General features: G+C 39.9%; 27 protein-coding genes. 15 read left to right on the top strand and 12 right to left on the bottom strand.

Annotated elements, in window-relative coordinates; all coding sequences use genetic code 11:
* Window positions 1–18 precede the first annotated feature (18 nt).
* A complete protein-coding gene (locus tag V6C71_21420; GenBank protein HEY9771020.1) occupies window positions 19–450 on the bottom strand; it encodes a hypothetical protein in 432 nt (143 codons plus the stop codon).
* A gap of 637 nt (window positions 451–1087) precedes the next feature.
* Between V6C71_21420 and V6C71_21415 the strand changes: the two genes are divergently transcribed.
* Together V6C71_21415 and V6C71_21410 are read left to right on the top strand one after the other, a co-directional pair.
* Window positions 1088–2635 (top strand): MFS transporter, encoded by a 1548-nt coding sequence (locus V6C71_21415; GenBank protein HEY9771019.1) that lies wholly within the window; start codon window positions 1088–1090, stop codon window positions 2633–2635.
* Between the two features lie 218 nt (window positions 2636–2853).
* The gene (locus V6C71_21410) at window positions 2854–5178 is read left to right on the top strand and encodes a nitrate reductase (GenBank protein HEY9771018.1); all 2325 of its coding nucleotides are present in this window, start codon (window positions 2854–2856) and stop codon (window positions 5176–5178) included.
* A 6-nt stretch (window positions 5179–5184) separates the two neighbouring features.
* On the opposite strand, the gene V6C71_21405 is transcribed toward V6C71_21410, so the two are convergent.
* Window positions 5185–5601 (bottom strand): hypothetical protein, encoded by a 417-nt coding sequence (locus tag V6C71_21405; GenBank protein HEY9771017.1) that lies wholly within the window; start codon window positions 5599–5601, stop codon window positions 5185–5187.
* A gap of 103 nt (window positions 5602–5704) precedes the next feature.
* Window positions 5705–6304 (bottom strand): molybdenum cofactor guanylyltransferase, encoded by a 600-nt coding sequence (locus V6C71_21400; protein HEY9771016.1) that lies wholly within the window; start codon window positions 6302–6304, stop codon window positions 5705–5707.
* Between the two features lie 32 nt (window positions 6305–6336).
* Here V6C71_21400 and V6C71_21395 point away from each other — a divergent pair, with 32 nt between their 5' ends.
* The 3 genes from V6C71_21395 (at window position 6337) to recJ (ending at window position 10681) form a co-directional block, all read left to right on the top strand.
* Window positions 6337–6729: a hypothetical protein gene (locus V6C71_21395; protein HEY9771015.1), complete on the top strand. Its 393-nt coding sequence runs from the start codon at window positions 6337–6339 to the stop codon at window positions 6727–6729.
* Window positions 6730–6999: 270 nt separating this feature from the next.
* The gene (locus V6C71_21390) at window positions 7000–8523 is read left to right on the top strand and encodes an LCP family protein (protein HEY9771014.1); all 1524 of its coding nucleotides are present in this window, start codon (window positions 7000–7002) and stop codon (window positions 8521–8523) included.
* Window positions 8524–8605: 82 nt separating this feature from the next.
* Window positions 8606–10681, top strand: coding sequence for a single-stranded-DNA-specific exonuclease RecJ (recJ, locus tag V6C71_21385; protein HEY9771013.1), 2076 nt, complete (start codon window positions 8606–8608; stop codon window positions 10679–10681).
* Between the two features lie 128 nt (window positions 10682–10809).
* Here the strand turns inward: recJ and V6C71_21380 are convergent, their stop codons facing one another.
* Window positions 10810–11487: a CPBP family intramembrane glutamic endopeptidase gene (locus V6C71_21380; GenBank protein ID HEY9771012.1), complete on the bottom strand. Its 678-nt coding sequence runs from the start codon at window positions 11485–11487 to the stop codon at window positions 10810–10812.
* A gap of 205 nt (window positions 11488–11692) precedes the next feature.
* The gene (clpS, locus tag V6C71_21375) at window positions 11693–11980 is read right to left on the bottom strand and encodes an ATP-dependent Clp protease adapter ClpS (GenBank protein ID HEY9771011.1); all 288 of its coding nucleotides are present in this window, start codon (window positions 11978–11980) and stop codon (window positions 11693–11695) included.
* Between the two features lie 361 nt (window positions 11981–12341).
* Between clpS and V6C71_21370 the strand changes: the two genes are divergently transcribed.
* Both V6C71_21370 and V6C71_21365 read left to right on the top strand, forming a co-directional pair.
* Window positions 12342–13223 carry an alpha/beta fold hydrolase gene (locus tag V6C71_21370; GenBank protein HEY9771010.1) on the top strand — a complete coding sequence of 294 codons (882 nt, stop codon included), beginning with the start codon at window positions 12342–12344 and terminating at the stop codon, window positions 13221–13223.
* Between the two features lie 55 nt (window positions 13224–13278).
* Window positions 13279–14070: a DUF2993 domain-containing protein gene (locus tag V6C71_21365; GenBank protein HEY9771009.1), complete on the top strand. Its 792-nt coding sequence runs from the start codon at window positions 13279–13281 to the stop codon at window positions 14068–14070.
* Between the two features lie 23 nt (window positions 14071–14093).
* Here V6C71_21365 and V6C71_21360 read toward each other — a convergent pair whose 3' ends face one another.
* Entirely contained in the window at window positions 14094–14558 is a 465-nt protein-coding gene (locus V6C71_21360; GenBank protein HEY9771008.1) for a GNAT family N-acetyltransferase, read from the bottom strand.
* A gap of 183 nt (window positions 14559–14741) precedes the next feature.
* Here V6C71_21360 and V6C71_21355 point away from each other — a divergent pair, with 183 nt between their 5' ends.
* A complete protein-coding gene (locus tag V6C71_21355) occupies window positions 14742–15386 on the top strand; it encodes a thylakoid membrane photosystem I accumulation factor (protein ID HEY9771007.1) in 645 nt (214 codons plus the stop codon).
* A gap of 96 nt (window positions 15387–15482) precedes the next feature.
* On the opposite strand, the gene V6C71_21350 is transcribed toward V6C71_21355, so the two are convergent.
* Together V6C71_21350 and V6C71_21345 are read right to left on the bottom strand one after the other, a co-directional pair.
* Window positions 15483–16301, bottom strand: coding sequence for an inositol monophosphatase family protein (locus V6C71_21350; protein HEY9771006.1), 819 nt, complete (start codon window positions 16299–16301; stop codon window positions 15483–15485).
* Between the two features lie 30 nt (window positions 16302–16331).
* The gene (locus V6C71_21345) at window positions 16332–16859 is read right to left on the bottom strand and encodes a hypothetical protein (GenBank protein HEY9771005.1); all 528 of its coding nucleotides are present in this window, start codon (window positions 16857–16859) and stop codon (window positions 16332–16334) included.
* Window positions 16860–16950: 91 nt separating this feature from the next.
* Between V6C71_21345 and rseP the strand changes: the two genes are divergently transcribed.
* Window positions 16951–18042: an RIP metalloprotease RseP gene (gene rseP, locus V6C71_21340; protein HEY9771004.1), complete on the top strand. Its 1092-nt coding sequence runs from the start codon at window positions 16951–16953 to the stop codon at window positions 18040–18042.
* 4 nt (window positions 18043–18046) lie between these two features.
* Window positions 18047–18751, top strand: a complete 705-nt coding sequence (gene nth, locus V6C71_21335; GenBank protein ID HEY9771003.1) for an endonuclease III — start codon at window positions 18047–18049, stop codon at window positions 18749–18751.
* A gap of 49 nt (window positions 18752–18800) precedes the next feature.
* On the opposite strand, the gene V6C71_21330 is transcribed toward nth, so the two are convergent.
* Complete coding sequence (locus V6C71_21330; GenBank protein HEY9771002.1) at window positions 18801–19100, bottom strand: isochorismate lyase; 300 nt, start codon at window positions 19098–19100, stop codon at window positions 18801–18803.
* 285 nt (window positions 19101–19385) lie between these two features.
* Between V6C71_21330 and rpsN the strand changes: the two genes are divergently transcribed.
* Window positions 19386–19688 carry a 30S ribosomal protein S14 gene (rpsN, locus tag V6C71_21325; protein ID HEY9771001.1) on the top strand — a complete coding sequence of 101 codons (303 nt, stop codon included), beginning with the start codon at window positions 19386–19388 and terminating at the stop codon, window positions 19686–19688.
* Window positions 19689–19765: 77 nt separating this feature from the next.
* On the opposite strand, the gene bioD is transcribed toward rpsN, so the two are convergent.
* A complete protein-coding gene (gene bioD / locus V6C71_21320) occupies window positions 19766–20500 on the bottom strand; it encodes a dethiobiotin synthase (protein ID HEY9771000.1) in 735 nt (244 codons plus the stop codon).
* Between the two features lie 449 nt (window positions 20501–20949).
* Between bioD and V6C71_21315 the strand changes: the two genes are divergently transcribed.
* Complete coding sequence (locus V6C71_21315; protein ID HEY9770999.1) at window positions 20950–21948, top strand: ribose-phosphate pyrophosphokinase; 999 nt, start codon at window positions 20950–20952, stop codon at window positions 21946–21948.
* A gap of 93 nt (window positions 21949–22041) precedes the next feature.
* Here the strand turns inward: V6C71_21315 and lepB are convergent, their stop codons facing one another.
* Window positions 22042–22620: a signal peptidase I gene (gene lepB, locus V6C71_21310; protein ID HEY9770998.1), complete on the bottom strand. Its 579-nt coding sequence runs from the start codon at window positions 22618–22620 to the stop codon at window positions 22042–22044.
* 632 nt (window positions 22621–23252) lie between these two features.
* Between lepB and V6C71_21305 the strand changes: the two genes are divergently transcribed.
* From V6C71_21305 to V6C71_21295, 3 genes are all read left to right on the top strand, one after another.
* Window positions 23253–23471 (top strand): DUF3134 domain-containing protein, encoded by a 219-nt coding sequence (locus tag V6C71_21305; GenBank protein ID HEY9770997.1) that lies wholly within the window; start codon window positions 23253–23255, stop codon window positions 23469–23471.
* Between the two features lie 129 nt (window positions 23472–23600).
* Window positions 23601–24716 carry a phospho-N-acetylmuramoyl-pentapeptide-transferase gene (mraY, locus tag V6C71_21300; GenBank protein HEY9770996.1) on the top strand — a complete coding sequence of 372 codons (1116 nt, stop codon included), beginning with the start codon at window positions 23601–23603 and terminating at the stop codon, window positions 24714–24716.
* A gap of 168 nt (window positions 24717–24884) precedes the next feature.
* Complete coding sequence (locus V6C71_21295; protein HEY9770995.1) at window positions 24885–25820, top strand: phosphoribulokinase; 936 nt, start codon at window positions 24885–24887, stop codon at window positions 25818–25820.
* 114 nt (window positions 25821–25934) lie between these two features.
* On the opposite strand, the gene V6C71_21290 is transcribed toward V6C71_21295, so the two are convergent.
* Window positions 25935–26219 (bottom strand): hypothetical protein, encoded by a 285-nt coding sequence (locus V6C71_21290; GenBank protein HEY9770994.1) that lies wholly within the window; start codon window positions 26217–26219, stop codon window positions 25935–25937.
* Window positions 26220–26572 lie beyond the last annotated feature (353 nt).

Raw genomic sequence — 26572 nt, 5'->3', positions numbered from 1 at the left:
GCCTTTCTCGATCTAATACTAATAGCTCCACTGATTTTGTAGGTTATATTGTCCAGTAGTGTTGATAATAGTGTTCTGCTGGCCGATTGCTGCTGCATTATCGGTGGCATTTTGTATTGCTTGCTGATTGTTAGGATCGCCATAGTTGCCAGATTGATTTTGTACGCTATTTTGCTCAATCTCACTGATTACTACATTGTCTTGACCAACAGCAGCAGCACTACTTTGTCCCTGTTGAACAACAGTCTGTCCTTGCTCGTTAATATAGGCATTGGGGTTAGCAGACTGGTTTTGAGTTGCGGACTGCTCAACACTGCTAGCAGCAAAGTTATGGTTGCCTATGGCTGTAGCATTGGTGCTTCCCTGCTGCACAACTACCTGTTCGGCTAAAACAATGTTAGGAATCAAGATGCTTGCCACAATACTTAAAGATAATAATTGTTTAGACATAATATTTCTAGACCGTAAACTGATTAATTAACTTTTGAATACACTTTTGAATACGTTGGAAAGTGACTAAATATGCAAAGGCGATCGCCTTAATTGAAAATTAAGCTAGTTAGCATACAGCTTGTTCATTCTTGATTGCACCATTTTGATTGACCTTAAAAATAAATTAATTAGCTCGATTAAAGTTGATCAGGTTTGATGCTACAAAAAGAGCTAGCTAAAAAAATTACCGATTTTTCAAATTAACTTAGACGCTTCAAATCATTTCTTTCTGCTATTTTCGAGTTATGCCAAAAAAGCTTAATTCAATATATGCAATAAAAGTATCGTAGTTATGTAAAAAACACATATCAAACTACTTATCGAAGAAGTTTTGTATCTAAATATACTATAAAACCTATTGGTAAATGTAATTATTACCCCAAGATAAACACATCTTAAGAATTAGAGACAACTTCTATAGTTCTTGAAGATGCTCGATCAAGATAAATAGTTTGAGCGGCAAATCTTACCTATGCAATAAGTAAATTAAAAAGCAAATAAATAGACATTTAATAATTTTGCAGTGCTTTAGTATTTGATATCTAAGTTTTAGGCATTAAATATGGTGATTTTAAACATTAAAGGAAGGTAAATAATGCTCGGAGAAATGTGGCAATTCCAGGGTAGATACAAAATTCTACATATTACTTGGTTTGCATTCTTTTTAACATTTGTAGTTTGGTTCAATCTGCCCCCTCTGGCAACTACTATCCAAGCCGACCTGGGTTTAACAGGAGAACAAATCAAAACTCTGGCTATTTGTAACGTAGCTCTAACTGTTCCTGCTCGGATTATTATTGGGATGTTGCTCGATAAGTTTGGTCCCCGACTAACTTATTCTTTGCTACTAATGTATGCTTCAATTCCCTGTATCATGTTTGCCTCGGCACAAAACTTTAGTCAGCTAGTGATTTCTCGCTTATTGATTGGTATTGTTGGTGCGGGTTTTGTAATTGGAATTCGCATGGTTGCAGAATGGTTTCCGCCTAGAGAAATCGGTCTAGCTGAAGGTATTTATGGTGGCTGGGGTAACTTTGGTTCTGCTTTCTCCGCATTTACATTAGCTATTTTCGCTGGCTGGTTGTCATTCGGTGCGCCTGGTTCGGGCATTAACTGGCGTGCTGCGATCGCTTCCACAGGTATTATCGCTGCTCTCTATGGAATTTTCTATCTCTTAAACGCCAAAGATACTCCTCCTGGCAAAGTGTATCGTCGTCCTAAAAGTGCTAGAGGTCTAGAAGTTACCACCAAAAAAGATTTCTGGTTCTTAATGTTGATGAATGTTCCTTTAACTGGAATCTTGATGCTGGTTGCTTGGCGATTAATGAAGTTGGGTCTGTATGGCACAGGCACAATGTATATTATCTGGTTTGCTTTACTAGGATTATATTTATTCCAAGCTTATAATTGCTGGGCAGTAAACAAAGACCTGATGACAGGCAAGAAACGCTATCCCGCAGAAGATCGCTACGATTTTTCCCAGGTAGCAATTTTAGAGCTGACCTACGTTGTTAACTTTGGTTCAGAACTAGCTGTAGTTTCCATGCTTCCTGCCTTTTTTGAAGGGACATTTGATTTATCTAAAGCTGCCGCGGGGATGATTGCCTCTAGCTACGCTTTCATGAACTTAGCTGCTCGTCCTGGCGGTGGTTTGATTTCTGATAAATTAGGTAGTCGTAAAATGACCATGGGTGTCTTAACAGCCTGTATGGGTATTGGCTATCTACTTTTGAGCCAAGTCGGCAGCGGCTGGTTTTTACCTGCTGCGGTTGTTTTGACTATGGCTTGCTCTTTCTTTGTGCAAGCAGGGGAAGGTTCTACGTTTTCGATCGTGCCTTTAATTAAAAAACGTGTAACTGGTCAGGTGGCTGGTAATGTGGGAGCATACGGTAACGTTGGAGCAGTAGCTTATTTGACAATTTTTAGTTTGCTTCCTGGTTGGTTAGGTGGTGGAGCCGATCCTTCTCCAGCCATTGAAGCAGCAGCAGATGCGCGCTTTTTCCAAATTATGGGTGTAACAGCGTTAATCGTTGCAGGATTATGTTTTGTAGTTCTCAAAGAACCCAAGGGTTCATTTGCCGAGGCTCATCATGATGAAGAAAAATCGTTACTTGAGCCTACTTTAGAGCCTGAAAAAATCTAATCAGTAATGAGCGACTAATACTAATTTAGTGCTGAGAACATAAGCAAGTATTCTCGGCACTTTTTGGTTGCTAGAGAAAACTAAAAAAAAATTTCAATTAAGTATGATTATTAGCAGCAATCATGGCGAATTTTAAGATATAACCTGGCAAAAGTCTTAAGAAACCTAGATAAATAAGCTTTTAACATCTGTAAATATTTAACTGAGAGAGAAGGAAAGTGAGCGAACCAATAAAAACTCTGTGTCCCTACTGTGGTGTTGGCTGTGGACTAGAAGTTTTACCTCCAGCACAACCAGGAAAATCGATTCAAAGAGACAATCAAGGGAATCCGCTTTGGCAAGTTAGAGGCGATCGCTCTCATCCGTCCAGTAAAGGTAAAATATGTGTTAAAGGTGGTACAGTCGCTGAATCCTTGGATAAAGACCGCCTCAAATATCCGCTGATGCGGAATAGCTTAGATCAAGAATTTAAGCGAGTTAGTTGGGATGAGGCATTAGATCGAATAGTAGCTCGAATTAAAAAAGTTAGAGATACTCGGGGTTCAGATGCAATTTGTATGTATGGTTCGGGACAGTTTCAAAGCGAAGATTACTATATTGCTCAAAAACTGCTTAAAGGCTGCTTGGGTACAAATAATTTTGATGCCAATTCCCGTCTGTGTATGTCTTCTGCAGTGTCAGGATATATCCAAAGCCTGGGTTCGGATGGTCCTCCTTCGTGCTACGAAGATCTGGAGTTAACCGACTGTGCCTTTCTGATTGGCACGAACACCGCTGAATGTCATCCTATTGTCTATAATCGTTTACGGATGCAGCACAAGAAAAACCGCAAGGTCAAAATGATTGTGGTCGATCCGCGTGAAACTAAAACAGCAAAGGATGCAGACTTACATTTAGCAATTCAGCCAGGCACAGATATAGATCTGCTCAACGGCATTGCTCATCTGTTGCTTCGTTGGGGCGAACTAGATACTTTATTTATTGATGAATGCACTCAAGGCTTTAGCAATTTTACTCAGGTAATTAAAGACTATCCTCCCGAACTAGTCGCTCGTCGCTGCGGTATCCGTATCGATCATTTAGAACAAGCAGCCCGCTACTGGGCAGAATCAGAAAAAGTTTTGTCACTCTGGTCGATGGGCGTAAATCAATCTTCTGAGGGAACGGCAAAAGTCAGCAGTATTATTAACCTACACTTAATGACGGGCAACATTGGGAAACCAGGGGCGGGACCATTTTCCCTTACAGGACAGCCTAATGCTATGGGGGGTAGAGAAACAGGAGGACTCTCTCATCTGATTCCTGGTTATCGAGCAGTTAAAAATCCTAGTCATCGTGCAGAATTAGAGCAAGCCTGGCAGCTACCTCCAGGTAGGATCAACCCTGTTCCTGGTAAAGATGTCTGGAGTATGATTACTGGTTTGGAAACAGGAGACGTTGGGCTATTTTGGGTCGCTGCGACCAATCCTGCGGTAAGTATGCCTGACTTGGTTAGAACCAAAAAAGCCTTGTTGCGATCGCCTTTCACTATCGTACAGGATGCTTACTATCCGATGGAAACGGCTAGCTTTGCCCATGTGGTTTTACCCGCAGCCCAGTGGGGCGAAAAAACTGGCACTATGACTAACTCCGAAAGGGTTGTTACCCTTTGTTCCAAGTTTCGCCAAGCACCAGGAGAAGCTCGACCAGATTGGGAGATCTTTGCCGAGGTTGGTCGTCGTTTAGGTTTTACCAAAGAGTTTAATTTTGCTAATTCCGCTCAAGTTTATCAAGAGTTTGTCAGCTTAACTAAAGGTCGTCCCTGTGATATGAGTGGCTTGAGTCACGGGAGATTACGTCAACAGGGAGCTATCCAGTGGCCCTGTCCTTTAGAAGAAATCGATAACCATAAATTGCCAAACATTGCTTTGACCTGTGATACTGCCAACAATGTCGCTGACAATAGTGAGCCAGCCAAAGGTTTGTTTTCCAATTTGTTCAAAGGTAAAGAAGAAACTTTTGTAGCTAAAAGACTTTATACCGATCGTCGATTTAATACTCCTGATGGACGAGCCAGATTCACTGCTTTGCACTCCAAAGGATTAGCTGAACCCATTGATATTAAATATCCCTTTGTTTTAACTATAGGTCGCCTCTATGAACACTGGCATACTATGACTCGCACGGGGCGGATTGAAAAAATCATGAAGAAGCAACCTCAGTCATTTATCGAAATTCACCCCAGAGACGCTGCCAAACTAGGTATTGAAGAGCAAACCATGGTTGAAGTGCGATCGCGCCGAGGCGGAGGGCGTTTTGCAGCTAAAATTACCAAAGCGATCGTTCCTGGTACGGTCTTTGTTCCAATGCATTGGGGGGCATTGTGGACAGACAACGGTGAGGCAAATCTGCTGACTCATCCAGAAGCCTGTCCTATTTCTTTGCAGCCAGAATTAAAGGCTTGTGCCGTAAATTTGACCCCCGTAAAATTTGAAGATTCTTTCAGTAACCATAGCTCTAAAGATGCTATACCTGACATAGTTGAAAAATCAATGTCAGTCTGAAGTTAATTAGGGAATTAACTGCTTAAATGAATTTAAGGGCAGTTCTAATTCTCGAGCAGTTTTTTGTAACTTGGTTTGGAAACCCGCCGTATCTGAACCAAAGCCACATAGCTTGGCAGCCATTTCTACGCCAGCCGAAGCGTTGGCTCTAGCACAGTTAGTTAATTCTTCTCCAGTTAGGGGTTCTTCCCCAGAAAGCAGCTTGCGTTGAGATTCGCCCCAAAAAGCGCTGAGGGTACAGATTTGCTGGTCTGCCTGATTTTTAATTGACCAACGATAAATTACTTTTTGAGGATCTATCCTGACCTCGACTAATTTTGCTCCCATATAGTATTGCATCTGGCTGAGGGTTTTTTGCCTGACTTCTAGGGAATCGTTTTTATTGATGGTTCGCTCTAAGTGAGCCTGAGTAGGTTTGGGCATTTTTAAAACTTCTTACTTTAGTACTTTAGTAATAATTTTAAAGTGTTGTCTATTTTAGACAATAACTTTTTCGTGACCAATTGCTGGCTTTTAGCCTTGATCCTTATACTGATTCCCAGTCTTCGGGAGTATTGCAGTTAAAAAGACAGTGGCGATCGCTTAATGATAATTCTTTCACGGGATGTACGGCTAACCAAGATTGAAAAGATTGACCTCCATTTCCCTGATAGGCTTTCAGTGAAGCGAGGGATCTGCGACGATAAAAACCACATAAAGGCTCCCATCCTTTAACACTGCGGGGCAAAAGGGCAATTTCTGTGGGTAATACTGTTGCCAAAGCTAGCGACCACTGTTTTACTTGAGACGAAGACAAATAAGGTAAATCGCAAGCTAATAATAAGACCCATTCTGTCTTAACTAGCTGCATTCCTTGAATAAAACCAATTAGAGGAATATTAGATTTGGAGTTTAAAATTAGCTTTTCTCTAACTAATTGGCAACTAGAAGGAACGACACTCAGATATTTTTCAATCCAAGGTGTCACCACATAAGTTTGACTAGCGCATTCACTGGCGATCGAACAAACATGATTTAGCAGCGTGTTGCCACCCAAATCTAACAGAGCTTTGTCTCTTCCCATGCGAGAACTTTCTCCTCCAGCTAAGACAATCGCGCTAATCTTACTTTTAATTGGTTCGAGCATTACACCTGAATCGGCGATTTAGTAAAAATATCATGAGCAAGCAATTTTATATTCAAAGAAAAACCGAGCAACATCTTCAGCTTTGGATTTATCTCCTACCAATTGTGGGGGTAATTCCCGCTATCTGGACTCTATATCGAGCTAAAAGCGATCCTTCACTCAGTTCAGAAGAAGATATGACAAACGCGACAACTTCGCTGCGCCAGCAACAAAAAATTAGCCGACTATCGATTAATCTTATTCTGATTTGGCTAAGTTGCTACGGTCTATTTTCTTGGGGTGCAGGTAATGCCTCGTCGGAAATCGTATCTTTCCGTCTGCTTTACGCTAATGCCATGATTACTACAGTCTATTTTTTGACCTGTACTTTTCTCATGTCTCGTTTGGGCAAACAAAGTTTATTTTCTCGCAACGAGATGAACTAAGTCTTAACAATTATCTGGCAAGATAATAGACCGTTAAAATTGCTGGCGCAGCGAACCTGTCGTTACTCTAATAAAGAAGCTAAAATTAGTCAATATTTTCTGAGTATGCAGTAACCAAGCAAAATGAATTATTAGTTAAAATTTTCGTTCAGTTGGTCTTGATTGTAGTTTTTAGCCTGGGTATTTTTTCTGGCAAATAGCTGTTAATATCAATCAAATTACATTTGTGTTTATACATATCTTAATTTTTATTTAGCGTGAGGGTATACAGTGCCATTTAGAAAAGCCTATCAATCAACTCCTTCGGGAAAGAAAACTACTGCTCAATCTAATTCGATTAACTACCCCCTTAAAAACCAAAAGAAGAAATTGAACAAGAGAAGAGCTATTTTAGTTGGGTTTGGTTTGGCTAGTGTATCTGTCGTTTCGGCAGCAGTTGGTGCATTTTTAGCCGTAGCTCTATCGACTGCATCCCCCTTACAGCAAGCAAACCTGAGTAACGAAGAACAACAAGTTTTTAGTCAAACAGAAACAGTGACTGCTAAAAACCTAAACCTGCCAGAATTAAAACGTCCTGTAAATATTTTAGTCTTAGGGATCAAGGTTATTAGTTCTGACTTAGACAATGAAGGAATTAAATACCAAAAAAAAGATGTTGGCTATCAATACTTAGTCAACTCGTTTGAGGGTCTAAGTGACAGTATGTTGCTGTTGAGGTTCGATCCCAAACAAGAGAAAGTGTCCGTGTTATCTATTCCCAGGGATACCCGTGTTTATATTGAAAGATATGGCGTCAGAAAAATTAATCATGCTAATAAATATGGTGGTCCTGCTTTAACTGCCGCGGTAGCGAGTGAATTGCTGGGTGGTATAAATATCGATCGCTATGTGCGGGTTAACGTTCAGGGAGTGGAAAAGTTAATTGACGCTTTGGGTGGGGTTACGGTTAATGTACCTAAAGATATGAAGTACAACGACTTTAGCCAACATCTCTATATCGACCTGAAAAAAGGCATTCAGCATTTAGATGGCGACAAATCAATGCAATTTTTACGTTATCGCTATGATGAGTATGGCGATATCTCGCGAGTGCAACGCCAGCAAATGTTGATGCGTTCGGCAGTAGAGCAAACGCTTAAACCCGCCACGGTCGTTAAAATTCCTAAATTACTTGCGATAATTCAATCTCATTTAGATACTAATTTAACTGTTCGAGAATTAATGGCTTTATCAAATTTCGCTTCGCAAATTGAGCGATCTCAAATCAAAATGATGATGTTACCTGGAGACTTTAATAGCGCCGATGAATCTGTTAGCTATTGGCTGCCTAACTATCAGAATATTAATCAGTTAATGACTAAGCATTTTAATTTACCTAGAGATCGAGATGACGGGGCGATTGCTAATAACCAATATGCTAGCTTAGAAGGTATACCCGACATCAGTAATCCTCGCATGAGAATCTCAGTGCAGGACAGCACCGAGAATCAAGAAGTGTTACAGTCAGCTTTAGATAAGCTTAGAGAAGCAGGTTACACCAGAGTAAACGCTAGCAAAAATTGGCAAGATCCCTTGGCTAAAACTAGAGTGATTGCTCAATCAGGAGATGATGAAGCAGCCGAACAAGTGCGTTCAATTCTCGGTGTCGGAGAAGTGGTGGTAGAAAGTACAGGAGAACTTAATTCTGACATTACGGTGCAGCTTGGTCGAGATTGGAAAAAACAGCTGCAACAGTTAATCAAATCAAATTTGGGACCAGAAGAATTGGAATCGGCCGAAAATTTTAGCAACTAGCCACTCGATTAAACTGTTTTAAAGGCTGAGAGCTAATCTTGCTATACTTTTGGTTGCCCCTGTAAATCTTTAAATTCTCGTAATGAGCGATCGCCAAGCCTATCAAGATTATCCTCTTCGTCAACGTTTGCCAAACCAAAGATGGCACATTGCCACGCCTCAACCCGACAAAGCTCAGGAGTTAAGCGTTTCTACTGGCTTATTGCCCTTGGTAGCGCAGGTAATAATTAATCGCGATATAGCTACAGCTGACGAAGCTCACACCTACATTGAGCCAGAATCTCAGGATTTGCCTTCTCCCTTGGTGGAGTTTGTGGATTTAGAGGCAAGCGTTGAGCTAATCAAGAATGCGATCGCTGATGAAGAACAAATTGCCATCTGTGGAGACTATGATGCTGATGGCATGACTAGTACTGCATTACTGTTACGCGCCTTAAAACATTTGGGAGCAAAGGTAGATTATGCTATTCCCAGCCGCATGAAAGACGGTTACGGTATTAATAATCGAATCGTTGAAGAATTTGCCGAAAACGGTGTCGGTTTGATTCTCACGGTAGATAACGGTATTTCTGCTTATGAACCTGTTGCCAGGGCAATCGAGTTAGGCTTAAGCGTAATTATCACCGATCATCACGACTTGCCAGAAAAACTCCCTCCCGCCGATGCCATTCTTAATCCCAAGCTATTACCAGATAGTTCTCCCTACAAAGGATTAGCAGGGGTAGGAGTAGCCTATATTTTAGCGATCGCTACTGCTCAAAGCCTAGGCAAATTAAAGGGTTTAACTAACCCCATTATGGAACTGTTTACCCTGGGAACAATCGCCGATCTTGCCCCCTTAGTGGGGGTTAATCGCCGTTGGCTCAAGCGTGGTTTACGAGCCTTGCCTAATTCACAATTACTGGGTATTCAAGCATTAATGCAGGTAGCGGGAGTAGATGAAGCGCAAAAACAGCTCAAACCCGATGATATTGGCTTTCGCTTAGGGCCTAGAATTAATGCTGTAGGGCGAATTGGCGATCCACAAATGGTCATTGAGCTACTAACTACCGACGATCCTGAAGTAGCCAAGATGAGGGCGATGCAGTGCGAACAAATCAATCAGCATCGTCGTCAACTATGTGAGCAAATTGAAAAAGAAGCGATCGCTCTAGTTGAATCTACACCGATTTCTTGGCAGCGTGATCGAGTTTTGGTAGTAGTAGCAGCAGGCTGGCATCATGGCGTGATTGGTATAGTCGCATCGCGATTAGTGGAACGTTATGGTGTCCCTGTGTTTATTGGTACTTATGAAGATCATGAGCCAGTAGAAGCAGATGCGCCAACATCTCCTCGAATGATTCGCGGATCTGCTAGAAGTATTGATGAGTTTAACGTATTTGATGCTCTTAACTATTGCAGCGATTTATTAGGCAAATTTGGCGGACATCGCGCAGCGGGTGGCTTTAGTTTTGCCGCCGATAATTTAGAACAGGTGAAACAAAGACTAAGTGAGTTTGCTTATATGTGCCTGGAAGTGGAACACCTTAAACCACTGGTAAAAATAGACGCTCAAGCTAGCTTAGGACAGGTTGATTTTGAACTTTATCAACAAATTGAAAGCTTGCAGCCTTGGGGTATTGGCAATAGCACCCCTGTGTTCTGGACACCCAATGTTAAAGTTGTCGAGCAAAGAGCGATCGGTAAAACTCAAAGTCATTTAAAGTTAACTTTACAAGAACCCGATTCTTCAACTCAAATTAAAGCCGTAGCTTGGCGATGGGGCGAATACTGTCCGTTACCCGAATGTTTAGACATTGCTTACAAGTTGCAAGAGAATCACTGGCAGGGCAATACTAATATTGAATTAGAGTTAGTCGGGGTTAAACTGCCTCAATCACAACCAAACAACAATATTATTGTTTTGAATAAAAAAATTGAAAATGGTAATGTCCAAAAAGCGGTGTTTACCTATAGTGGGAGAATTTATGTATGCAGTAAAACAGTTAAAGAATTGCGGATTAGAAACGATCGCGGCAAAATTTTAGCGGTTAGTCAAGGCGATCGCACAGGCTTGTTGGGTAAAACCAGAGACGAAGCTCAAGAAGTTAATGTAACTAAAGAGCCTTATTTTCAGTTGATTAAGGCTGCCTTACGAGCAATTGAGGCAGGAAAATAGTCTAAAAATCGATGTGGATGGAGGATGAAGTTGTTGGTATGTGTTGTTAGTGAGTTTTTGATAATAATATCCCCAAGCGATCGCACTAACCCAAACACAATCTCCCTGCAATAGAACAATCGCGATACCTATTTACATTGATCCCTGGATATTACCCCCAAAGTTAAACCCGATAAAAAAAACAGTCCCATTAACCCAGCGATTGGATTAGCATCAATTCCCGTAACCCAGACTGGAACTCGATTAGTATATTCAACCAACCGACCAACATTAACAATGTAGTAGCCCCAAACTAACCCTGCATGAATACCAATACAGATGCCCAAGCGATCGCCATGCCGATATTTAGCTAATACCAAAGCTATTCCCAGCAAAACTAAAGCGGGAAAAGTTACCGCAGTGCGAATTATCTCCTCAATCGGCTTGAAAAAATGAGCTATGGCATAAGCGATCGCACTAACCCAAAGACAAATTTTTTGCTCGTAATCTCGCTGTAGCTCATCAAGTAACCAGCCACGAAACAACAATTCTTCTGCTAAGCTGATTCCCACTGCACTGAAAAAGCCTTCGACAGTAATTTTAATCAGATTAACTGAAGGTGTAACAACTTCTATCCACCCTACAAGTACTTCTAAAATAAATAAAGCCAGGCACAGCCAAAAGCCAATCGCTAAACCTTGAAGAAATTCTCGACCATTTTTAGTATTGCTAACTAAACCATAGTGAGCAAAAATATGCGTTTCACCATATACCAACCTGCCCCAAAATCGCCACAAAACCAGCAATTCTCCAAACAGCAATGTCATAGTTAAAATACTAACTAAATTACTATCTTCGCGTAGTAGCCAGTAAATTGGCATTGCTAGGGGTAGCCATAAACAGGATAAAGCACCAATAAAGATGATTAATCTTATTGGTGTTGAGAATTGGGATATTTTTTTAAATCTCGAAGTATACGGCAATTAATTATCTATGGTTAACAAGCCTAACCATAACATTATCAAAGCTTAATTATTCGTCAGGCTCAATGGTGCTGGTCAAGCCATGATTACACAGAGTTTCGGAATAAAATTCAGCGTGTTCTAATGCACAGGTAATAACTAAACCAACTCCGCTATTGTGAGTTTCCATCATAATATTAACTGCTTGAGGCTGAGTCATACCGCTGACAGTCTCCATTAAAACCTGAACTACATACTCCATTGAGTTGAAATCGTCATTATGGAGTAAAACTTTATAGCGCGGTGCGTGCTTGCGCACAGTTGAAGTTGAACTTTTATCTATTACAGAAGTTCCCAGGGACACAACTATTTCTCCTTTAAAATTTCTTTTTTTTGTTGAACAATTCCTCATGTAGTTTTTTGAGGATTTTTTTAATTACCTAAACTTTAAGCCATCGCCATTAGGTAATTGCAGCCCATATTGGCAGAGTTTTTTACAGTTCTATTTTAATTTAAGCCCAAAAAAACTTGAACTACACTTTATATTAGTCAAACCTATTAATTTTCTTAACTTTATCAACCTTATTAATAACTCAGTCATGATTAAAATTGTTTTTTGAGAACACCCTCAATCAGACAAAACTGTACAATAAAGAAGTTAACACAAGTTAATAATAGAATATTTTAAATTTAAAATGCCGACAATTTATCCACCAACCATGCAATCTTTTCCAGGTACTTACTGGCAATGGCGAGGCAACTCTATTTATTATGTCTGTGCTGGAGAACCATCTAAGAAACCACCTTTACTATTAGTACATGGTTTTGGCGCGTCTACCGATCATTGGCGTAAAAATATTTTCCAGTTACAAGAACAGTTTCAGGTTTGGGCGATCGACTTATTAGGATTTGGACGTTCAGCCAAGCCAAAACAAGAATATAGCGGTAACCTTTGGCAAGAACAACTACATGATTTTATTACGGAGGTGATCAAGCAGCCTACAGTATTGGCAGGGAATTCTCTTGGTGGTTATGCTTCTTTATGTGTAGCAGCAGAATATCCCCAATCGACGATGGGTTTAATTCTACTTAATAGTGCAGGGCCTTTTTCTGGTACAGAAGAAAATTCACAACAGCAATCTTCGGCAAATTCGCTCCAAAAGTTATTGCGTTCAGTCCTTTTGCAGCCGTGGGCAAGTTTTTTATTATTCCAATATGTCCGCCGTCGCTCTATAATTCGTAAGACTTTGAATAATGTTTATTTCGATCCCAGTGCTGTAACCGAGCAATTGGTTGAAGATATCTACCGTCCTTCCTGCGATCGCGGAGCAGCAGAGGTATTTAATGCCGTGTTCAAAACTTCTCAAGGAGAAAAAGTAGATGTGTTATTAAAGAAGATGGAATGTCCTCTACTGCTTTTGTGGGGAGAAAAAGATCCTTGGATTAATGCTAGGGAAAAAGGGACAAAATTTCGCCAGTACTATCCTCAATTAAAAGAATATTATCTCGAAGCTGGTCATTGTCCCCATGATGAATCTCCAGAAGAAGTAAATACTCTCATAGCAGACTGGGTTTTAGCCATTAATGAGCTACAATCTTAATTGCTGTCTTCTTAATAATTTGTTACAAGGTAAGAGTAACTCAACCTATAGCTTTATGTTTGGTGGATTTGTTGGATTTGGTAATAAACAAGGCGGAGATTGGGGCGAAAATCTCATCAATACTGTCGCAAGCAATACAATCCGGCACTTATTTACTCGTAGTGAGTCAGTAGAAGTATCGGTTAAATGTAACCCGTCTAGCAAGCTACTCCAGGGAACAATCGACAGCTTTAAAATGAGTGGTCGCGGTCTAGTAATTCGTAAGCAGTTTCGCACTGAAGAAATGTCTTTTGAAACTGACTCGGTGGCAATAGATTTTGGTTCAGCAGTTCAAGGCAAAATAGCTCTCAAGCAGCCAACTCAGGCGATCGCTCAAGTAAAATTATCTCAAGCTGATATCAACAAATCTTTTGAAGCGGATTTAGTTAGAAAACGTTTGGAAGATCTAACTCCTGATGGCTTAACTGAGATATCTGGTGGTGAACCTGTTTCTTTTACAGATGTTGAAGTGCAACTCTTGCCCGAAAATAAAGTGAAATTGCTAGCCAAAGCCAGTTGGAAAGAGACTGTTGTTCCTGTCAGCTTGAGCTGTATTTTGAGTATTGGCAAGCGAAAAAGAGTAAAGTTTGAAGAGGTTCAGTTTGAGCCGGATGATATTTGCCCTGAGTTACAAAATATTTCCCAGGATTTGACTCTCGCTCTAGGAGAAATTCTCAACGAAATGGTTGATTTAGACCGATTTAATCTCGATGGGGTAAAGTTACGTCTCAATCGCTTGCAAACACAAGGAGAAATGTTGTTATTTAGTGGTTACGCACAAATAGAACGAGTGCCTCAAACGGGCTAAATTGACTCAGAAATTAGCGTTAATTACAATTTTTTGTTCATCTGAATATGAATAACTCCTGTAGTGGTCGAGGGAAATTGTGCGCCACAGGTTTGAAAGCCTAAATTTTGATAGAATCCAACGGCGGTGAGTCGGGCATTAAGGGTTATAGCGATCGCTTTTTCTTGTTTAGCTATTTTAATCAGAGTAAAAAGTATTTGTCTGCCTAAATTTTGACCTTGATAATTCGGTTTAACTACCATCTGGCAGATTTGGTAGATTTGACTGCTATGAGGTACTAGTTGACCGTAAGCAACTACGTAGTCTTGAATCAAGATAGCTGCATGAAAATACTCGGCATGGTGTTCATCTAGAACAACATCCCAAGGCAAACCATGTTCGGCAAAAAATAGTTCGTACCGCAGTTGACAAGCTTGCTGATATTCTCGACTACCGTAGGCGATCAGTTCGACCGCAATTTGCTTTTGTGGGTGATAATTTTTATTCATAGCTAAGCGATCGCTAAAATCGACTTTTGTACATCAGTACTGCCCAATAATCTAATTCTCTAAAATTGGTTGACCAAAGAAAGATAAACTTGAAATGATCTAAAATTTTACTTTTGCACGAACTTGGATTCGGCAAATTAGTAGTCAAGTTTTTTTTAATAATCAAATAAATTTATCTCAAGAATGATTTTAATCAGGTTGCTAAAATCTTTACTTTTAGAATATAAAAATCTTTTCGCTCTGGTGTGTCCAGAGAAACCACAATTACGACAATTACGTCTGTCTTTGGCTAGGTTGGCTGTTTGTTGGTTAATCTTAATAATTAGTATCTTGGCTGGCTGGACTCCAGCATTAGCAGCTATCAACAACGATCGCTATGATGGTAATATTTTTATCTTGTATGGAGGTAATGGTTCTTTAATTCCTCCTCGCATGGATCTGGCCACCTCTTTAAAGCGAAAAAAACCAGCTATTTTAGTATTTTATGTTGATGACAGCAGTGATTGTAAACAGTTTTCGATTATAGTCACCCGTCTTCAACAATTTTATGATCGAGCAGCCAGTATTATTCCTGTTAGCGTTGATTCTTTTGTAAATAAAGAACAATATTCTCCCCAAGAACCAGCTTATTATTACGGCGGTGTTGTACCCGAAACAGTAATCCTCGATCAACAAGGAAAAGTAGTTTATGACGGTAAAGGACAAGTCCCCTATGAAGAGATTGATGACGCGCTGCGAGAAGTTTTCGATCTGCTGCCACGTTCTGAATCTCAACTTTTAAAACGCCGTTCTTTCAACGAGTTTAATTCAGAAATGACTGACAAATAAGCAGCAAGCTAGACGATAAAATTCATTGCTAAGTTCAATTGATCTACACCCATCAGGAAATGCAATGTTCTCTGACAAACTAATAAAAATTAAACGCTATTTTGAAGCAGGTAAAACGCACTCTACTAATGGTTTAAATTTCGGTATTAATTCACTCCGACAGATGCCCAAACTAGGAAGAGAAACTTGGCTGTAATCTTGTCCAGGCTCTAGCGGAAATCTAGATTTGTCATCTATAAATACAAAATCACCCCCAGCAGCCTTAATAATGACCCATACGGCAGCTATATCCCAAATCTTCGGGGTAGCTTCTACACCGCCAATAGCTACCCCTGCTGCGACTAAAAGTAAGTTGTAGCTAGCCACTCCGAGCATTCTTACCTTACAGGGAAAGGGCTGTTTCAAGATAGCTTTACTACGAGCGCAAAGATTAAACAATTGAGTACCGTTAGGATATTCTCGACTAGTATGTATTGCTTGACCGTTGAGATATGCACCTTTGTAGCCAGACAGTCCTGATTCGCCATACCAGTAGCCGTGAAATGTCTGTTTTATGGGCGGGACATAAACAAAGCCAAATACAGGTATTCCCTTGTAAAGCAGTCCCAAAGATATTGCCCATAGAGGAACACCACGGGCAAAGTTAGTTGTACCATCTATGGGATCGATAATCCAGCACCAATCATTGTCAGGAAAGATATGAACTGTTTCTTCCGTTAACACGCCATGGTGGGGGAAAGTAAGCGCGATCGCCTCTCTAATTTGCCGATCTGACCATCGATCGGCTTGGGTAACTAAGCTGCCGTCTTCTTTCGCGTTTGCCTGGATTTTACCAAAGTCCTGCATCAGGCGATCGCTAATTGTGGCGGTAGTTTGCACACAAAAGTCAAGGACTCGATCCCAAAAATCGTTCATTACATTAGTTGTCATCAATTAACAATTCATTTAGTTGTCTGTGTTGCTAAGGCGATCGAGCAACTGCTTCAATCTTGCACTATTCAAGGTTACTCTTATTTCTAATTTTTGCGCCTCATCCCGTAGTAGAATCATTGCGCCGTTGTCTTTGAGCGTTGCTGCTATTTGCGGATTCAACAAATTAAGCTTTTGATATACACTTTCAGGCAAACTAATCCTAATTATTACCTGAGATTGAGATTGAGGAAAAACATATAGCTGTTGTTTAGTTAAGTTTAATTGCAGTTTACTGGGGGTAATATTGCGCTCGTCTGTAGTTTGATCGTTGCACCAATAGATCGTAATACCTCTAAGCTGTGGTGTTTGCAAAACCAACTTTTCGTCGAACTTCTGTGGTTGCCAATTGATGTCTTGTAAGTCTCCACTGGCGGCAATTAAACGCTGTTGCCAAGCAACCTCTTTTCCAGCTAAATTCGACCACCACTGAGCGATCGCATCTAAGTTATCTCTATTGTTTGGCTCGCTGCTATTTTGTTGCCAAATTAAATTATCAATCATGCTACAACCCCCTACAGTATCAAGATAGGTAAAAGAATGTTCTAAAATAGTAAATCGTACAAAACACTAATAAAAGTAATATTTTTAAAATATGTCAGTACTAGCGGCGATTTCAGTCGTACTCCTATTAATCGTAGTTCATGAGTTTGGTCATTTTGCAGCAGCGCGGTTACAAAAAATCAGAGTAAACCGTTTCTCGATCGGGTTTGGTCCAACTCTTTTAAAATATCAAGGTTCAGAGACAGAATACGCTATTAGAGCAATTCCGCTTGGAGGTTACGTAGGCTTTCCCGATGACGACCCTGACAGTACTATCCCTGCCGACGATCCCAATTTACTGCGCAATCGCCCCGTACTAGATCGAGCGATTGTTATTAGTGCTGGCGTAATTGCTAACTTGATTTTTGCTTACTTTCTTTTAGTCGGTCAAGCGGCTACTATAGGGTTTCAAGATATTAACTACCGGCCAGGGGTATTAGTTCCCCAGCTATTAAGTGCAGACGAATCTGCCGCTGCTCAGGCGGGAGTTAAACCTGGTGACATTATTTTAAAAATAGACGATCTGGAATTAGGAGACTCGGCTGATGCTTTAGAAAACTTGCGTCAAGCAATTCAAAAATCTCCCAACCAAACTTTAGGACTGACGATTAAACGCAACGCTGAAATTGTCACCCTTGATGTAGAGCCAGATGTCGGTCAAGATGGCAAAGGAAAAATCGGCGTAATGCTTGCCCCAAATGGAGATATTGTGCGCCGTCGCGCAGTAAATATTGTTGAAGCTTTTTCCACAGGGGCAAATGAATTTCAAAGAATTGTTCAGCTAACTGTTAAAGGTTTTTGGCAGCTAATTAGCAATTTTCAGGAGAATGCTAAACAGGTGGCAGGGCCAGTAGCAATTGTCGCTGTAGGTGCAGAGCTGGCTCGCAATGACTTGGGCAACTTGTTTCAATTTGGAGCTTTAATTAGTATTAATTTGGCAATCATTAATATCTTACCGTTACCTGCTTTAGATGGCGGTCAGCTAGCTTTTTTGACTGTTGAAGGAGTTACAGGAAAACCTTTACCCAGCAGGCTACAGGATGGCATTATGCAGACTGGTTTAGTTTTACTGCTTAGTTTGGGCGTGTTCATTATTGTCCGAGATACAATCAACTTGGCGTTTTTCCAAAATCTATTTCAATAGCTAAATGCCAAATAGTGCTTCTCAAAAATCCACTCAGAAGACTACCAAAAGAAAGCGATCGCCTAGTAAAATTTTAAAACAGCGATCGCTCGATATTTTTACCTTGCTAACAAAACTTTACCCCGAGGCTACCTGTAGCCTAAACTATGAAACTCCTGTACAACTGTTGGTGGCAACTATCCTTTCAGCGCAATGCACCGATGAACGGGTCAATAAAGTCACACCGACCCTATTTGCTGAGTTACCTGATGCTGCTAGCTTGGCAGGGTGCGATCGCGATCGATTAGAAACTCTAATTCGTTCGACAGGTTTTTATCGCAATAAAGCCAAAAATATTCAGGGTGCTTGCCAGATGATCGTTACCCAGTTTGATGGCGAAGTTCCTAGCGAAATGGAACAGCTTTTAAAATTGCCAGGAGTCGCCCGTAAAACTGCCAATGTTGTCTCGGCTCACACCTTTGGCAACATTCAAGGAGTTACGGTAGATACCCACGTTAAACGCCTCTCTAACCGCTGGAAATTAACTAAGTCCGATCAGCCAATCCAGATTGAACGGGATTTGATGGCATTACTACCCCAGCCAGAATGGGAAAATTATTCGCTCCGTACTATTTATCACGGTAGAGCAGTCTGTAAAGCCCGTAAGCCTCAATGCGATGTTTGCCAGCTAGTTCATCTCTGTCCATCAGCAAAAGAATACTTGAATTAATAATTCTTAATTAGTTTACCTCTGGTAATAGCTTGCAGCTTACTTTCTTTTATTGATTATCATTTTTCCATTCTTTCAATTCTTCATGGATAAAATATTCCACTAAATCTTTATAGATTTTTTCGATTACATCAGGGTTTAGGTTTTCTATTTCTGCCCATTTTCTTCTTTGCTCTAACATTGTTTTAAATCTTTCCGACGCTTTTACTGCTGCTACATCTGATTTAAAATTAGCTGCGGCTTTGACATATTCAAATCTCTGTCCGAGTGCAGCAATTATTTGTCGGTCTAATGTATCAATTTCATGTCTAATATCTTCCATATTTAAACATTGTTCTGGCTGTTTCATGATTATCTACCAGCGTGCGATCATAAACTAAATTATCAAGTAAATTTTGCGAATATTAAATTTAATTGGAAAATGAGAGCTAATCCTCATAATTATTAATAAATAAGTATTTGAGTATTTTCAGCTATCTTACTCGAAAGAACTTATGACTTATTTTCAACTAGCTTCATGTAGATTGTTTGCTTTAAATGGAAAATAATCTAAGCTGTTGAAGAATTATACATCCACTTCAAGTTCGAGTTATACTAGGAAACTGTGTGTTCACATTAAAATCAATAAATTTTTATGGCAAAGAAAGCGATGGTAGAGCGTGAAAAGAAACGCGCTCACTTAATTGAAAAATACGCTGATAAAAGAGCAGAATTAAAAGAAAGCCTGCGTACAGCTACTTCTGCGGCGCAAAAGCTGGAAATTAGCCGTCAAATCCAAAGATTACCTAGAGATAGCTCTTCTACTCGCCAGCGCAATCGTTGTATGTTAACAGGTAGACCCAGAGGTTATTACCGCGATTTTGGTTTATCTCGTAACGTTCTTAGAGAATGGGCGCATGAAGGATTGCTTCCTGGTGTAGTTAAATCTAGTTGGTAGATTTAATTTTATTAACTAACTAATTAAAGGGATAGAGGAACAAAAGTTGCATTGCTTCAGCCGAGCTAAAGTGTTCCTCAAATCCCGAGCTTCGTATTTCTAGAATGAACTTTTGGCTTGGGAAAAACCAACTCTAGATCCCAGTTAGCAACCGTTCGAGCCAGATTATCCCTATTTGCCAAGTCTTTAATGTAAGGCAAAGTGCCAATAATTGTTACTTGTGTCAAAGACTCAATCAGATCGCTCGGAGTTAAATCTTCTATTCTCCCCTCCGCTTCGGGTTGAGAACAGTTAAGAATAATTCCCCGTAAATCAATATTAAGGCTACGCGCCAGAGCAACGTTAGCCACAGCATTGGCGATCGCACCTAGCTTAACAGGAACAACCAATACCGTAGGTAAACGCCAGTCTGCTGCAATATTCCCTACAATTAATTCATTTGTTACGGGAGAGCCTAAACCACCTAAAGATTCTAAAATTATTAAGTCTGATTTTTGTATAGCAGCACTATATTTTTGCCAGAGGGAACCTAATTCGATGATTTTTCCTTCCTTGGCAGCAGCGACGGGTGGAGCGACAGGAGCATCAAAACGTAACGGAGCAATTATTTCTATCCCTTTAGCATCGTCAAATAGACTGTGATACAACTCAACATCTCCAGTGCCAGTCTGAATTAGCTTAAATATGCTTAAAATATCTTGAACGTTACTATTTTGATTTAAACGATATTTTTGCCAATATGTAGTTAAAGCGATCGTAATGAAAGTTTTACCGACATCTGTATCAGTACCTGCTATCAATAATGCTGTCATAATTTGAGGTTTAAATAGCTTTCTTTAGTCTTTTTTTATACTTACTGTTCTACAATACCAATATTATTGAAGAGAAATGCTTAGTAAAATTGAAAAAACAGGACTTCTTGAAGCAATAACACCGAGTCTGCGATCGAGGGCGTAATCATCTAGCGTCTAAAGCTCCTGCAAAAGTAAGTCCGTCGGTTTAGGGCGGGGTATTATTCATCGTAGTAAGATGTACTGATGCTATACATCCTCAAAAAAAATACAATGTAACCATAAAGATTTAGTATAAGAATAAACAAAATGACGTTCATGAATCTTAAATAAAGCTAAACTTTTGCAAGCTTTACTTTTATTTTTAGGTTCAACTAGGAGCACTGATATTTTAACTGCCCAAACTACAACAAATATTAAGAGTCCTAGTATTGATAATATTGCCCTGAATTAAGTTAAATATATTTGCCGTGACCCATAGTACTACCTTAATGCCTCAGTCGATGGAGCAGACTCCCTTCTTATCAGACTCCAATCGTCTTAGATTGTTTTCTGGTTCTGCTAATATTCCTCTTGCCAAAGAGGTAGCCCGCTATATAGGAATGGACTTGGGTCCAATGATACGCAAACGGTTTGCTGATGGAGAACTTTACGTTCAAATTCAAGAATCCATTCGCGGAGCGGATGTCTATTTGCTTCAGCCCTGTTGTAACCCAGGAAACGACAATCTCATGGAGTTAATGATTATGATTGATGCTTGTCGTCGAGCATCAGCCCGACAAATTACTCCTGTAATTCCTTATTATGGCTATGCCAGAGCAGATCGCAAAACCGCTGGTCGTGAATCTATTACTGCCAAACTGGTAGCCAACTTGCTAACAGAAGCTGGAGCGAGTCGAGTTTTAGCCATGGATTTACACTCGGCACAGATTCAAGGATATTTTGATATTCCTACCGATCATGTTTACGGCTCTCCCGCTATTTTACAGTATTTATCAGCTAAGAATCTTAATGATTTGGTGGTGGTTTCTCCTGATGTTGGAGGTGTGGCAAGGGCTAGGGCATTTGCCAAAAAACTTAATGATGCTCCCTTAGCAATTATTGATAAACGTCGCCAAGCTCATAATGTGGCTGAAGTGATGAACGTCATCGGTGATGTTGCAGGCAAAACCGCAGTTTTAGTAGATGACATGATCGATACCGCAGGTACTTTATCCGCAGGAGGCAAACTGTTGCGCAAAGAAGGTGCCAAAGACATTTATGCCTGTGCTACTCATGCTGTTTTTTCTAACCCTGCCGTTTCTCGATTGTCTGAGGGCATTTTTAAAGAAGTCATTGTTACGAATACAATTCCGATTCCAGAATCTAAAAAGTTTGAGCAGTTGACAGTACTTTCAGTTGCCAGCCTTTTAGGCGAAGCAATTTGGCGTATTCATGAAGCAAGTTCTGTTAGCAGTATGTTCCATTGATTAAGCTGATTTTTGGTGAATTACTCCTGCGTTTAATTAAATTATTAAAGATAGCAGGAGCATTTATATTTATCAGCTTGAGTCTAGATTCGACTACAAAGCTGGATTTGATTTTTTCTGTTCAGGATAAAGAGGCTGAGGATCGAGAGAACCTAATCGCTCAGGCGGCCAAAAGCGAAATGCGGCGCGACCAATAAGATTTTCTAGGGGAACAAATCCCCAGTAATGAGAATCATAGCTGTTATTGCGATTGTCACCTAAAACCAAGTATTCGCCTTCAGGTACTTTAACTGGACCGTAATCATAATTAGGAGGATTGAGAATGTATTTTTCAGTCAGCTTTTGATTATTGACGTATACACTATTATTTTTGACCTCTACAATGTCTCCTGGTATGCCGATGACTCTTTTAATAAAAGCTTCTTTGTAATCTTCTTCTTTCAAAGTGTCTGTAGGAGAAAAAACTACGACATCTCCTCTTTCTGGCTTACGGAAGCGATAGCTAATTTTCTCAATGATTAAGCGATCGTCAATTTCTAGCGTCGGAAGCATAGACTCAGATGGAATGTAACGAGCTTCTGCAACACAGGCACGAATCCCAAATGCCAAAATAGCCGCCGATACTATGGTTTTTAAGAGTTCAACTATGGGATTTTCTTCTTTTTCGGTCATAAGCAGATAGCCTCTAAGACAAAAATATGATCTGGCAACTAAATTAAAATTGATAAAAAACTCGTATGGCAAAATCGTAATTTTAGCAAAAACCGAACCGCTAATAGTCGTCTTTAGTCAACATCAATGTGAACATTTAAGTATTTCAGCATGGCTGATAGTTAAGACGTATATTGTATACTTTTGCGTGTCAGGCTACCATTGACACCAACTTGTTTACTAGGAATCAGACGATTGCTTTAATTGCTAATTATGTTGAATACTAGGCAGTATATTAGCTTAGTATTTGCGTTTTGATAGCAATGCATCAAACTATCTACTAACTCTTTGACGATATCAGTCGAATTTTGTGGCTGGCAAAATCAAATCAGCTAGACTTAAATTCTAGTTTTTGGTGAAAATTAAATTTATTGAACTAGGCATTTAGATATGTGTTGCAAAAATATGAATCGGTCTTAAAAATATACTATCTAAAATCTTGATAAAAGTTACAGTAAATTGCATAAGCTAGACTATATTGGTACACAGTGTTAATACAGAGTGACAGACCGCAAATTTAAAATTGCTATAGGTTAATTTTGTTTTAGCAGATAAGATCGTTATAGGTACAGTCAAAAAGACGAGTTTAAATTATGGAAAATAAAAACCCTGCTTTGGTTCAGGAACCTCGTTACGAACCAGCAATCGTAATTCCTTTAAAACAAGAAGCTTCGCTTTTAGATTGGTTAAAAGCGAATAATCGTTTGATTCCTCGTGAAACCATAGAAACCGAAAAAGTTAAAGCTGAAGATGATTTAGATGTATTAATGGACGGTGAGGATGACGACTTTATTGATGATACTGACGATTAATTAAGTCCCACAAATATTGACAGGGAAAAGCAAATAAACCAAGCTTTTTCTCTGCTGATTCAGCTAGTAGTTCTGACAATCGCTCATTCTTAACGAGTAATCTTTTCAATAATCTGACGTAATTTAATTGTGAATGTTAAGTCATTTTCTACAAAGAAATTAATCGATCCTTCAGGTAAAATTTTACTGATTGCTCTGAGCTGCATTTTAACTTTAAGCGCGATCGCTTTTGAATATACCTCTATTTCAATTAATCGATTCGGACTGCTGTTGTTTCCTTTGCTAACCTGTACTTTAATTAGCGCCTTGTTGGGTATAGCGATCGTCCCCATTTTGACTAGGCTCAAGACGGGTCAGGTTGTTCAGGAAGATGGCCCTCAAGCTCATTTAAAAAAAGCTGGAACTCCCACGATGGGTGGGATTTTTTTTGTTCCAGCAGCAGTAATTTTATCTTTGTTATGGGTCAATTTCGCTGGACTCTCAACAGCTATCTCGCCAGAACTGATTGCCGTATGCCTGATGACTTTAAGTTATGGCTTAATTGGCTGGATTGATGACTGGCAGGTATTACGCCGTAAGTCTAATAAGGGAATCTCTCCCCGCATGAAGCTAACGCTACAGGTAGCATTTGGCGTATTTTTTGCGCTTTGGCTCTGGTGGCACGAATCTGCTTCTATCACTAACGTTAATCTTCCAGGGGGATTAACCTTGTCCTTGGGGTGGCTTTTTTTACCGTTGGCGATATTTGTGCTAACTGCCGAAAGCAACGCCACTAACTTAACAGATGGAGTCGATGGATTGGCTGCGGGAACAGGAGCGATCGCCTTCTTGGGACTAGGGGCAATTCTGGGACGAGATCGCCCCGATTTAGCTATTTTTTGCGCTTGTCTTAGTGGTGGCTGTCTAGGGTTTTTAGTTCATAATCGTAACCCCGCCGTAGTATTTATGGGAGATACTGGTTCTCTAGCTTTGGGTGGTGCGTTGGCAGCAGTTGGACTTAGTAGCGAGAATCTTTGGGCATTGTTCCTAATCAGTGGCGTTTTTTTTGTCGAATCTCTTTCCGTCATTGCTCAGGTTAGTTACTTCAAGGCGACAAAAGCAGCCGACGGTACAGGAAAACGCCTATTTAAAATGGCTCCTATTCATCATCACTTCGAGCTAAGTGGCTGGAGTGAAACTCAGGTTGTAGGAGTGTTTTATTTAGCTAATGTTTTGTTAGTGGCGATCGCTTACCTATTTCGCTAATTTTATTATTTCAATAATTAAATTTATTTTAGAGACGTAAAGCTCAACTAAACTGCTGCGTCTCTTTTTTGATGTTTAGCTTTGCATTTGAGAAATATTAGGTTTTACAACTGTTACTCTTTCGATATATCCTATGTTTGAGCGATAATTCCCTGGAAGGAGAAATGCATGAACGAAAAAAATATTATTCTTGGCATAGTTGGTGACAGTGCAGCAGGTAAAACTACTTTAACCAAGGGAATTGCTCAGATATTGGGGACAGATAATGTCACCATCATCTGTACCGATGATTATCATCGTTATGACCGCGCCCAGAGAGCAAAAATGGGAATTTCAGCACTTCATCCCGACTGTAATTATTTAGACATTATTGAACAGCATCTAGCTTTGCTGCGAGCAGGGCAAGCAATTCTCAAGCCTATTTACAATCACAGCACAGGTGCTTTTGACCCTCCAGAATATATCGAACCTCGTAAATACGTCATTGTAGAAGGTTTGCTAGGATACTCTACCTCTCAAATGCGCAACAGTTATGATGTTAAAACTTATCTAGCTCCTCCAGAATCTTTACGTGCAGCCTGGAAGGTAAGACGCGACACTCGTAAAAGAGGTTATGACAAATCACAGGTGTTAGATCAGCTACGTCAAAGAGAGCCAGATTCAGAAGCTTTTATTCGTCCTCAACGCCAATGGGCAGATATGATTGTGTCTTTTTATCCTCCCGACGAAACCGATCTCAATGGCGACAACCTGTTACTCAATGCCAATTTAATTTTGCGTCCCACAATTCCCCATCCAGAGTTAAATACCATTCTTAACGCAGAAGGAAATCATTTAGGGGCAGCTATCCGTTTGGGCTTGAGTCGCGATATGGGCAAACCTGTAGACATTTTAGAAATAGACGGACATGCAAATTTAGAACAAGTAAGAGAACTAGAAAAAATGATGTGTAACGAAGTACCTTACCTAGGTCAATTTTGTAGTCTAGAAGGAAATCAAGAATTAGGAAAAGTAACGGGGACTACAGGAGAAACTCTACAAAGTTATCCTCTAGCTTTAACTCAACTGCTGATTACATATCATATGCTTAAAGCTGCATATTAATCGTAGTCTGTAATCGCTCAAATTACATTATCAATTGGGAATTTACGCTGAGCTATGGTTAATAACGATTTGCTCAGATCTATGCTGTCAAATTATTGCTTAGCCTGCTGACAATTATGGTTTAACTTGCTTCCAGCCGATAGTTTTGCTGCCAATGCGAAATGTCATCGAGTTGGCTAAACCTAACCTGGCGATCGCTTGAGATATTAGACGATCTTGCTCTTGGTCTACGTCAAACAAATGCGGACAATTTTCAAAATCTAGGCATAAAACCGTCGAACGACCCCATGGTTCGCGAAAAATTTTGCTATCTTGGGGTAGAAAGCTTACTAATGAACGGAATTTGGCTAAAGCAGCCTGTTCAAAGTTGGCGCTGGTGCAATTGGGTAATGATTCCATAGTTCCGACTCCCGCGATCGGCTAAAAAGGACTTTTAATCGGAACAACGAAGAAGCAAATGATGAGACATGAGAAAAAAAACTTTAAATAGCTTAATAACTGCCGTCACAATAACAGAGAATCAGTGTTTAAAAATTCTGAGTGAACATCAAAATTTTGATTTTTCTCAACTCAATTTTAGACAGGCAAAAGCTTACTTCGTCTTAATAGATTAGCATTTACTATTTTGCCTGTGACACTTCTAACTCTTTATTTAACAAAAATTTCCAATTTTATTTTAATTGTTTAACCAGTCCGTTGCTTTTGACTAAATTTTGCGCAATTATCAACTAAATTGCCACAATTTACCAATT

Origin of the sequence: Coleofasciculaceae cyanobacterium, assembly GCA_036703275.1 — a bacterium.
GTDB lineage: Bacteria > Cyanobacteriota > Cyanobacteriia > Cyanobacteriales > Xenococcaceae > Waterburya.
This window is presented reverse-complemented; position numbering and strand designations above follow the sequence as displayed.

Bases quoted from the DNA above. Each gene is read 5' to 3' on its own strand.
- V6C71_21415 (HEY9771019.1), top strand. From the start codon at position 1,088: ATGCTCGGAGAAATGTGGCAATTCCAGGGTAGATACAAAATTCTACAT.
- V6C71_21345 (HEY9771005.1), bottom strand. From the start codon at position 16,859: ATGATTGATAATTTAATTTGGCAACAAAATAGCAGCGAGCCAAACAAT.
- V6C71_21395 (HEY9771015.1), top strand. From the start codon at position 6,337: ATGAGCAAGCAATTTTATATTCAAAGAAAAACCGAGCAACATCTTCAG.
- rpsN (HEY9771001.1), top strand. From the start codon at position 19,386: ATGGCAAAGAAAGCGATGGTAGAGCGTGAAAAGAAACGCGCTCACTTA.
- V6C71_21295 (HEY9770995.1), top strand. From the start codon at position 24,885: ATGAACGAAAAAAATATTATTCTTGGCATAGTTGGTGACAGTGCAGCA.
- V6C71_21330 (HEY9771002.1), bottom strand. From the start codon at position 19,100: ATGAAACAGCCAGAACAATGTTTAAATATGGAAGATATTAGACATGAA.
- V6C71_21420 (HEY9771020.1), bottom strand. From the start codon at position 450: ATGTCTAAACAATTATTATCTTTAAGTATTGTGGCAAGCATCTTGATT.
- V6C71_21405 (HEY9771017.1), bottom strand. From the start codon at position 5,601: ATGCCCAAACCTACTCAGGCTCACTTAGAGCGAACCATCAATAAAAAC.
- lepB (HEY9770998.1), bottom strand. From the start codon at position 22,620: ATGACCGAAAAAGAAGAAAATCCCATAGTTGAACTCTTAAAAACCATA.
- V6C71_21290 (HEY9770994.1), bottom strand. From the start codon at position 26,219: ATGGAATCATTACCCAATTGCACCAGCGCCAACTTTGAACAGGCTGCT.
- V6C71_21360 (HEY9771008.1), bottom strand. From the start codon at position 14,558: ATGAATAAAAATTATCACCCACAAAAGCAAATTGCGGTCGAACTGATC.
- V6C71_21370 (HEY9771010.1), top strand. From the start codon at position 12,342: ATGCAATCTTTTCCAGGTACTTACTGGCAATGGCGAGGCAACTCTATT.
- rseP (HEY9771004.1), top strand. From the start codon at position 16,951: ATGTCAGTACTAGCGGCGATTTCAGTCGTACTCCTATTAATCGTAGTT.
- V6C71_21400 (HEY9771016.1), bottom strand. From the start codon at position 6,304: ATGCTCGAACCAATTAAAAGTAAGATTAGCGCGATTGTCTTAGCTGGA.
- V6C71_21350 (HEY9771006.1), bottom strand. From the start codon at position 16,301: ATGAACGATTTTTGGGATCGAGTCCTTGACTTTTGTGTGCAAACTACC.
- V6C71_21355 (HEY9771007.1), top strand. From the start codon at position 14,742: ATGATTTTAATCAGGTTGCTAAAATCTTTACTTTTAGAATATAAAAAT.
- recJ (HEY9771013.1), top strand. From the start codon at position 8,606: ATGAGCGATCGCCAAGCCTATCAAGATTATCCTCTTCGTCAACGTTTG.
- V6C71_21305 (HEY9770997.1), top strand. From the start codon at position 23,253: ATGGAAAATAAAAACCCTGCTTTGGTTCAGGAACCTCGTTACGAACCA.
- V6C71_21380 (HEY9771012.1), bottom strand. From the start codon at position 11,487: ATGACATTGCTGTTTGGAGAATTGCTGGTTTTGTGGCGATTTTGGGGC.
- V6C71_21365 (HEY9771009.1), top strand. From the start codon at position 13,279: ATGTTTGGTGGATTTGTTGGATTTGGTAATAAACAAGGCGGAGATTGG.
- bioD (HEY9771000.1), bottom strand. From the start codon at position 20,500: ATGACAGCATTATTGATAGCAGGTACTGATACAGATGTCGGTAAAACT.
- nth (HEY9771003.1), top strand. From the start codon at position 18,047: ATGCCAAATAGTGCTTCTCAAAAATCCACTCAGAAGACTACCAAAAGA.